The organism is Eubacterium uniforme (genome assembly GCF_900167115.1).
GTDB classification, from domain to species: Bacteria; Bacillota; Clostridia; order Lachnospirales; family Lachnospiraceae; genus Eubacterium_S; species Eubacterium_S uniforme.
The window spans coordinates 1-6,910 of record NZ_FUXZ01000025.1; the positions used below are offsets into that span (position 1 = coordinate 1).

Sequence of the window (6,910 nt, forward strand, 5' to 3'; positions counted from 1 at the left end):
CCATTGCCGAAGGCAATTTAAAATGCATGCACATCCCGTAGGTATAATAGAAGTAAACGTTATGGCAGAAATAGGAGGGGCCCACGAAGTGGGAATTGATTAGAATACCGGCGGAGCCGGAAGTTTCTAATCTAAAACAACTATATGGAAATTGAAAGAAAGTTTTTGGTTAAGAAATTACCAGATGATTTGAGCAAATACAATTGCATTGAAATGGAACAGGGATATCTTAATACCAATCCTGTTGTCAGAGTAAGAAGAGAAAATGATGATTACGTTTTGACATACAAGGGCGATGGTCTTATGGCAAGAAGGGAAGAGAATCTTCCTCTTAACAAGGATGCCTTTAATAATCTTTTGAGTAAATGCGATGGCAGAATTATTTCTAAAACCAGATATGTAATTCCTTTAGATGGTGAATATAAAAACTTGGTAGCTGAGCTTGATATATTCCATAAAGATTTGGATGGACTTATTGTGGTTGAGGTCGAATTTGCTACAATTGAGGATGCTAACTCATTTAATCCACCAGAGTGGTTTGGTGCGGATGTAACAATGGATGGAAAATATCACAATAGTTATTTAAGTAGTGCAAAAGACATAGCAGAGTTATTGCAATAATTTAAAATATTGGTTATAATTGGCACTGTACGTATAAATATATGTACAGTGTCTTTTAGGTTTTAAAAAGAAAAAAGGTACGTGATTGGAGGCAGAATGAACACTAAGGTTAAACTTAGCGCTAGGGACATTTATGAATTCTCTATGCATAATTCGTATTACAATATATCAGGTTTTATTGGAGTTATGATAAGTTTGGTTGCATTAGTTGGAGCCATATTTAGTATTGGACGAACATCTATTGTTAATACAGTACTATTATTTATTGTGGCTGCAATGTTTACTGTGATACAACCGCTTATGATTAAGTTAAAATCTAATAAACAGGCAAAAATGAATCAGAGTATTGGTGCATTTTTGGAGTACACATTTGACGATGAAGGATTTACAATTAGTGATGGTACTAATGAAGATAGAGTTATGTGGGAACTTATCTTAAAACTTGAAAGTACAAAGAATCTTGTGTTACTCTATACAACAATGATGAGAGCATTTGTTATTCCAAAGGATAGTTTGGCTAGCAAATATCCTGAATTTAGGGATATGATTAATACAAAGGCGAGAAATGCAAGAGGAAAGCTTAAATAGATTTGAATTACTAAGGAGAGATTTTAGTGATATATGAAGTTAATTCACCAGAGGAAACATTTGAACTTGGTAAGACATTAGGTAAAGAAGCTAAAGTTGGAGATATATTATGTTTAAATGGCGACCTCGGTGTTGGTAAAACTGTTTTTACAAAAGGATATGCGAAGGGACTTGGAATTGTAGAAGAAGTTAATAGTCCTACCTTTACTATCATACAGGAATATAAGGATGGTAGAATACCTCTTTATCATTTTGATGTTTATCGTATTGAAGATTCATTTGAAATGGATGAACTTGGATATGAAGAATATTTCTTTGGTGATGGTGTATGTTTAATTGAATGGTCTGTTAATATTTCAGATATTATACCTAAGGATGTAAAGACAGTTTTGATAGAGAAGGATTTAAGCAAGGGATTAGATTATAGAAAAATAACTATTGAGTAATTATATGATTTATGAGACTGAAATCAAAATTATTAGTTAGGATGGAAATATGAAAATTTTAGCAATAGAAAGTTCTGGTAATGTTGCCTCAGTTGCAATAATTGAAGATGACATTACTGTAGCTGAATATAGTACAAATTTTAAATTAACACATTCTCAGACACTTCTACCTATGATTGATGAGATTGTAAGCAGAACTGGTACTGATTTAAATAGTATTGATGCAATAGCTATATCAGAGGGACCAGGTTCATTTACTGGACTTCGTATTGGAAGTGCAACAGGAAAGGGTCTTGCACTATCTTTAGATATTCCAGTTATTAATGTTCCAACTCTTATGGCAATGGCAGCGAATTTTACTGAGGTTAAAGGTGTTGTCTGCCCGATTATGGATGCTAGAAGAGATCAGGTTTATACAGGTGTATATGAAGTTGGAAGTGGTTTGCCAGAAAGTGTTGTTGAGGATTCTCCAATGTCAATTACAGAACTGATTGATAAGCTAAATGAACTTGGAAGGGATGTTGTATTTGCTGGAGATGGAATTCCTAGATTTAAGGATGAAATAGATAAATTGTTAAAGGTGAACTATATTTATTCAAATTGCCAGAGCAATAGACAAAGAGCAGCGAGCGTTGGCTTTGTTGGAATGAAGTTATATGAACAGGGTAAGTTTGTAAATAGCGATGAGTATGCTCCTAATTACTTAAGACTTTCTCAGGCAGAAAGAGAACTTAAGGAAAAGGAACAGAATAAGTAGTTTTATGTGGTTTGTTTAAGATAAGGATTATGATATATGCTTATATATAGAGAAATTCAGAAAAAGGACGTTCCTGCGATTGCTAGGATTGAAAATATTTCGTTTTCAACGCCTTGGACTAAAAAGGGAATATTGGATTTTTTAAAACAGAATAATAGTATATGCATAGTTGCAGAGGAATTTGGCAAAGTAGTAGGTTATGTTGGACTTTATTATGTACTTGATGAAGCTAACATAACTAATTTAGCTGTACTTCCAGGATATAAGAGAATCGGTGTTGGCGAGAATCTCATGCGATGTTTAATGGACAAAGTTAAGGATTTAGGTGTTAGAGGAATAACCTTGGAAGTTCGCGAAAGCAATGAAGCAGCTATAAATTTATATTCAAAACTTGGATTTGATAGTATTGGCATTAGAAAGAGGTTTTATGAGAAGCCTGTTGAGGATGCTATTATCATGTGGAAGTTTAAATTGTAGAGTAAGTGCATCTGCATTTGCTAAAGAAAGTAAGTAAGGATAAAGTTTATGTTGGATATATGCTTATTAGGAACTAGTGGTATGATGCCACTTCCTAGAAGATTTTTAACTGCGCTTATGTGCAGATATAATGGCTCATCAGTGTTGATTGATTGTGGTGAGGGAACACAGGTAGCGATTAAGAGTAAGGGCTGGACATTTAAACCTATAGATGTCATTTGCATTACTCATTTTCACGCAGATCATATTAGTGGTTTGCCAGGCCTTTTATTAACCATGGGAAATGCTGATAGAAGTGAACCATTAACCATTATTGGCCCAAGAGGATTAGAGAGGGTTGTTAACTCGCTTCGTGTAGTTGCGCCTGAACTTCCTTTTGAAATTAAGTTTATTGAACTTGGAGATAAAGACCATTACATTACAATGAATGGTTATAACATACATGCGTTTAAGGTTAATCATAACGTGCTTTGCTATGGGTATAGTTTATCTATAGACAGAGCAGGTAAGTTTAACGCAGATAGAGCTAAAGAATTAGAAATTCCATTACAGTATTGGAGTAAACTTCAAAAAGGCGAAGTGATTACTGATGGAGATAAGACATACACACCGGACATGGTATTAGGAGAGGCTCGTCGTGGCCTTAAAGTTACTTATTGTACGGATAGTAGACCTACAAAGGATATAGAAGAAGCGGCTAGAGAATCTGATTTATTTATTTGCGAAGGGATGTATGGTGAAGAGGAAAAATTAGCAAATGCAAAAGAACACAAGCATATGATGTTTAAGGAAGCAGCGAAACTTGCTAAAAATGCCTCGGTTAAAGAATTATGGCTAACTCATTTTTCACCAGCTTTAGTGCGCCCTAAGGAGTATTTAGGTGATGTTACAAAGATATTCCCTAATGCATATGTTGGTAAGGATGGGATGAGCGTTGAACTTAAGTTTGACGAAGACTAATTAGAGTAGAGTGATTAGTTTAGAACTAATATATAAAATTATAATTTGGAGATTGATATGAAGATACTTGCAATAGAGAGTTCGTGTGATGAAACTGCAGCAGCAGTTGTAGAAGATGGAAGAAAGGTTTTATCAAGTGTTATTTCATCACAAATAAGTATTCATACAAAATTCGGTGGAGTAGTTCCTGAAATTGCTTCACGTAAACATATAGAAAACATTAATCCTGTCATAAGACAGGCTCTTAGTGATGCAAATTTAACATTAGATGAAGTGGATGCAATTGCAGTTACCTACGGTCCGGGACTTGTAGGTGCGCTTTTGGTTGGTGTCGCAGAAGCTAAGGCTATTGCATATGCGACTAATAAGCCTTTAATTGGTGTTCATCACATAGAGGGACATATTAGTGCTAATTATATTGAAAATCAGGATTTAGAGCCACCATTTATTTGCTTGGTGGTTTCAGGAGGTCATACTCATCTTGTAGTTGTAAAGGATTATGGCGAATATGAGATATTAGGCAAGACAAGGGATGACGCTGCAGGAGAAGCATTTGATAAAGTTGCCCGTGCAGTGGGACTAGGTTACCCTGGTGGGCCTAAAGTTGATGCGATGGCAAAAGAAGGTAATCCACACGCTATAGAATTCCCTAGAGGAGCGGTAAGTGGATCTCCATATGATTTTAGCTTTAGTGGGCTTAAAAGCGCTGTATTAAATTATTTAAATCAGTGTGAAATGAAAGGTGAAGAAGTTAACCGTGCAGATGTTTGCGCGTCATTCCAGGCATCTGTAGTTGATTCACTTGTTTCAAGAGCATTTGCTGCACTTGATGATTTTGGATATAAGAAACTTGCAATAGCAGGTGGAGTGGCTTCTAATAGTGCTATTAGAAGTGCATTTATTAGTGAATGTGAAAAGAAAGGTGTGGAGTTTTATTATCCATCACCAATTCTTTGTACAGATAATGCGGCCATGATTGGAAGTGCTGCATATTATGATTATAAAAATGGTATTACACATGGATTAGATTTAAATGCAGTTCCAAATTTAAAATTAGGTGAAAGATAAATACCTGTGTTTATTTTTGTGGTTAGTAGTAAAATGATACTAACTATAGGAGCATATTATGAGAAATAAAAGATCAGTTGCTATCGTTCTATCTGCAGGTGTAGGAAGCAGAATGAATAGTGATATACCAAAACAATATATTGAACTGATGGGGAAGCCAATCATATACTATACCATTAAAGCATTTGAAGAAAGTAATGTTGATGGTATAGTTTTAGTTTGTGCAAATGAATACATTGATTATTGTAAAAATGAAATAGTAAAAAAATATGGTTTTAAGAAAGTAATTGATGTAGTGGAAGGTGGAAGTGAAAGATACGAGTCCGTATATAAAGGGCTTAAAGCTTGTAATGCAGATATTGTATTGATCCATGATGGTGCAAGAGCATGCATTAGCGTTGATGTTATAAATAAAAACATAGAAGAAGCATACACTAAAGGTGCGGTTGTTACTGGAGTAAAATCTAAAGATACAATTAAAGTTAGTGATGATAATGGGGTAATTATAAATACAACTAACAGAGCAAATACTTGGATTGTACAAACTCCACAGACATTTGCTATGGAGGCATTAGTGGATGCATATGAGTGTATGATGAATGATATTAATAGAGGAACTATAACCGATGATTCTATGGTTATGGAAAATTATGGTAATATACCTGTGCAAATGCTTGATGGTTCGTATGAAAATATTAAGATTACTACACCTGAAGATCTTATTATTGCTGAAAAGTTTTTGAAGTCTATGAATGAAGTTTAGAAATATGTTTCTATAAAGAGACAAAATGTTAATATTTCAAGTATAAAAAAGTGACTATTTTTGGTGTAATATTAACTTATAAGTTGGTATAAAAATTAGATGAAAAATTTGCATAAAAAAACTATTTTAAAAAAGTTAAAAAAAATGTGAAAAATGTGTTGACATATAAACTTATATTTGCTATTATATTCAAGCACGCGATAAACAAGACGCGCTGGAGAGGTGTCCGAGCGGTTTATGGTGCCGGTCTTGAAAACCGGTGTGGTTAGTAGCCACCGTGGGTTCGAATCCCACCTTCTCCGTTCAATGATTAGAGTGACGACCGTAGGTCGAAAGTCTCTAATCTAAAGAATGAATTAGAACCATTGAGTTGGTATTTCTGATTCATAAATTGATAAGTTAATATAGTATTTTTTATAGAAGGAAATCACCGATTTTTAATCGAGTGAATTCGCATTTCTTGCGCAGCAAGGTACTGGAGAAGTACCCAAGAGGCTGAAGGGGCTCCCCTGGAAAGGGAGTAGGTCGTTAGTAGCGGCGCGAGGGTTCAAATCCCTCCTTCTCCGCTTGAAAAACTTTTTTAAAAAACTTTAAAAAAGTTGTTGACAAAAAGAAATGAAAGTGCTATACTAAACAGGCTGTCGCTGATGAGGCGAAAGCAAAGAAAACAAAGAACATTGATAATTAAACAGTAAACCATCCCTGAAAATTTTAAGAGAAAAATTTTTAGTGAGAATCATCAAAGTTTACTTTGGTGACGTACAAAACAACAGTAGATGGACAAAGGATAGCTAACGTTATTCTGAATCGATCAAAAACTTTTAACGAGAGTTTGATCCTGGCTCAGGATGAACGCTGGCGGCGTGCTTAACACATGCAAGTCGAACGAAGCACTTTATTTGAAACCTTCGGGTAGATTATTCTGTGACTTAGTGGCGGACGGGTGAGTAACGCGTGGGTAACCTGCCTCATACACCGGGATAACAGTTGGAAACGGCTGCTAATACCGGATAAGCATACAGTACCGCATGGTACAGTGTGAAAAACTCAGGTGGTATGAGATGGACCCGCGTCTGATTAGCTAGTTGGTAAGGTAACGGCTTACCAAGGCGACGATCAGTAGCCGACTTGAGAGAGTGATCGGCCACATTGGGACTGAGACACGGCCCAAACTCCTACGGGAGGCAGCAGTGGGGAATATTGCACAATGGGGGGAACCCTGATGCAGCG

At 35.6% G+C, this 6,910-nt stretch carries 8 protein-coding genes, 2 tRNA genes and 1 rRNA gene; all 11 read left to right on the top strand.

Going from position 1 to position 6,910, the window contains the following annotated elements; translation table 11 throughout:
- The first annotated feature begins 144 nt into the window (after positions 1-144).
- Positions 145-621, top strand: a complete 477-nt coding sequence (locus B5D16_RS12035) for a CYTH domain-containing protein (RefSeq protein WP_078767222.1) — start codon at positions 145-147, stop codon at positions 619-621.
- Positions 622-717: 96 nt separating this feature from the next.
- Complete coding sequence (locus B5D16_RS12040; protein WP_078767223.1) at positions 718-1,209, top strand: YcxB family protein; 492 nt, start codon at positions 718-720, stop codon at positions 1,207-1,209.
- Positions 1,210-1,235: 26 nt separating this feature from the next.
- Positions 1,236-1,655, top strand: a complete 420-nt coding sequence (gene tsaE / locus B5D16_RS12045) for a tRNA (adenosine(37)-N6)-threonylcarbamoyltransferase complex ATPase subunit type 1 TsaE (protein ID WP_078767224.1) — start codon at positions 1,236-1,238, stop codon at positions 1,653-1,655.
- A 49-nt stretch (positions 1,656-1,704) separates the two neighbouring features.
- Positions 1,705-2,412, top strand: a complete 708-nt coding sequence (gene tsaB, locus B5D16_RS12050) for a tRNA (adenosine(37)-N6)-threonylcarbamoyltransferase complex dimerization subunit type 1 TsaB (RefSeq protein ID WP_078767225.1) — start codon at positions 1,705-1,707, stop codon at positions 2,410-2,412.
- A 36-nt stretch (positions 2,413-2,448) separates the two neighbouring features.
- Positions 2,449-2,889, top strand: coding sequence for a ribosomal protein S18-alanine N-acetyltransferase (gene rimI / locus B5D16_RS12055; RefSeq protein ID WP_078767226.1), 441 nt, complete (start codon positions 2,449-2,451; stop codon positions 2,887-2,889).
- 48 nt (positions 2,890-2,937) lie between these two features.
- On the top strand, positions 2,938-3,849 hold the full coding sequence (locus tag B5D16_RS12060; RefSeq protein WP_078767227.1) for a ribonuclease Z: 912 nt from the start codon (positions 2,938-2,940) through the stop codon (positions 3,847-3,849).
- Between the two features lie 57 nt (positions 3,850-3,906).
- Entirely contained in the window at positions 3,907-4,917 is a 1,011-nt protein-coding gene (gene tsaD, locus B5D16_RS12065; RefSeq protein WP_078767228.1) for a tRNA (adenosine(37)-N6)-threonylcarbamoyltransferase complex transferase subunit TsaD, read from the top strand.
- Between the two features lie 58 nt (positions 4,918-4,975).
- A complete protein-coding gene (gene ispD / locus B5D16_RS12070; protein WP_078767229.1) occupies positions 4,976-5,680 on the top strand; it encodes a 2-C-methyl-D-erythritol 4-phosphate cytidylyltransferase in 705 nt (234 codons plus the stop codon).
- 216 nt (positions 5,681-5,896) lie between these two features.
- A tRNA-Ser gene (locus tag B5D16_RS12075) sits at positions 5,897-5,982 on the top strand.
- Between the two features lie 175 nt (positions 5,983-6,157).
- A tRNA-Ser gene (locus B5D16_RS12080) sits at positions 6,158-6,246 on the top strand.
- Between the two features lie 254 nt (positions 6,247-6,500).
- Positions 6,501-6,910, top strand: a 16S ribosomal RNA gene (locus B5D16_RS12085); the annotation flags it as partial.

What these genes read in the sequence shown, in the direction of transcription:
- B5D16_RS12035 (WP_078767222.1), top strand. Translation starts at nt 145, where the DNA reads ATGGAAATTGAAAGAAAGTTTTTGGTTAAGAAATTACCAGATGATTTG.
- B5D16_RS12040 (WP_078767223.1), top strand. Translation starts at nt 718, where the DNA reads ATGAACACTAAGGTTAAACTTAGCGCTAGGGACATTTATGAATTCTCT.
- tsaB (WP_078767225.1), top strand. Translation starts at nt 1,705, where the DNA reads ATGAAAATTTTAGCAATAGAAAGTTCTGGTAATGTTGCCTCAGTTGCA.
- rimI (WP_078767226.1), top strand. Translation starts at nt 2,449, where the DNA reads ATGCTTATATATAGAGAAATTCAGAAAAAGGACGTTCCTGCGATTGCT.
- B5D16_RS12060 (WP_078767227.1), top strand. Translation starts at nt 2,938, where the DNA reads ATGTTGGATATATGCTTATTAGGAACTAGTGGTATGATGCCACTTCCT.
- tsaD (WP_078767228.1), top strand. Translation starts at nt 3,907, where the DNA reads ATGAAGATACTTGCAATAGAGAGTTCGTGTGATGAAACTGCAGCAGCA.
- ispD (WP_078767229.1), top strand. Translation starts at nt 4,976, where the DNA reads ATGAGAAATAAAAGATCAGTTGCTATCGTTCTATCTGCAGGTGTAGGA.